The 906-nt window shown below is 39.8% G+C and carries 1 protein-coding gene; it reads left to right on the forward strand.

Annotated elements, in window-relative coordinates; translation table 11 throughout:
* Positions 1-906, forward strand: a 906-nt coding sequence (locus LQ50_RS24130) for a heavy metal translocating P-type ATPase (RefSeq protein WP_034634305.1), incomplete at both ends; no start/stop codon positions are given.

Below are 906 nucleotides of genomic sequence, written 5' to 3' on the forward strand. Positions count from 1 at the left end.
GGTGAGTAAGATGATATTTTCGGTAAAAGGAATGACATGTGCCTCTTGTGTCAATCGCGTTGAAAAGATGATCTCAAAAGTAGAGGGTGTTCGATCTGTTAATGTAAACCTGGCAGCCAATCAAGCTCAAGTTGAAGCGGATGAAACAATAGAAATGTCTGAGGCAATTATAAAGGCTATTGAGAAGGCTGGATATGATGCTAAGCCCATTGATAACGATGATCAAAGAAAGGTTCTATTTTCTGTAAAGGGAATGACCTGTGCATCATGTGTTACCCGTGTGGAAAAGGCTATTGCAAAAGTAGAAGGTGTGCAATCTGTTAATGTGAACCTGGCTGCTAATCAAGCTCAGGTTGAAGGAGAAAAAGGAATATTAGATCCCGAAGCTGTTATAAAACGAATTGAAAAGATAGGATATGAAGCATCCATTATCAATGAAGATGAACAAAGAGAAGAATCTGATGAGCAAATGGTAGAAACGAGAAAGCTGTTTAAAGATTTTACAGTAGCAGCTGTCTTAACAACTGTTGTGTTAGTTGGTAGTATCCCTCATATGATGCATGGCTGGGGAGCATGGGTACCGACATTTTTGTCTAATCCCTTATTCTTACTTGTGTTAACGAGTTACATCCAACTCGTACCTGGTTGGAGATTTTACAAAAATAGCTATAAGGTATTAAGAAATGGCTCAGCAGATATGAATGTACTAGTAGCAATGGGTACGTCAGCTGCGTGGCTTTATAGTGGTGCGATGACGCTATTTCCGGATCAGCTTACGGCAATGGGCTTTCCGTACCAACTTTATTACGATGTCACAACCGTTATTACGACGCTTATCCTCTTAGGACGTTACTTTGAAGCGAAAGCAAAAGGGCAAACCTCTACTGCAATTAAGAAATTAATGAG

It is taken from the genome of Halalkalibacter okhensis (assembly GCF_000787375.1).
Classification (GTDB): domain Bacteria; phylum Bacillota; class Bacilli; order Bacillales; family Bacillaceae_D; genus Halalkalibacter; species Halalkalibacter okhensis.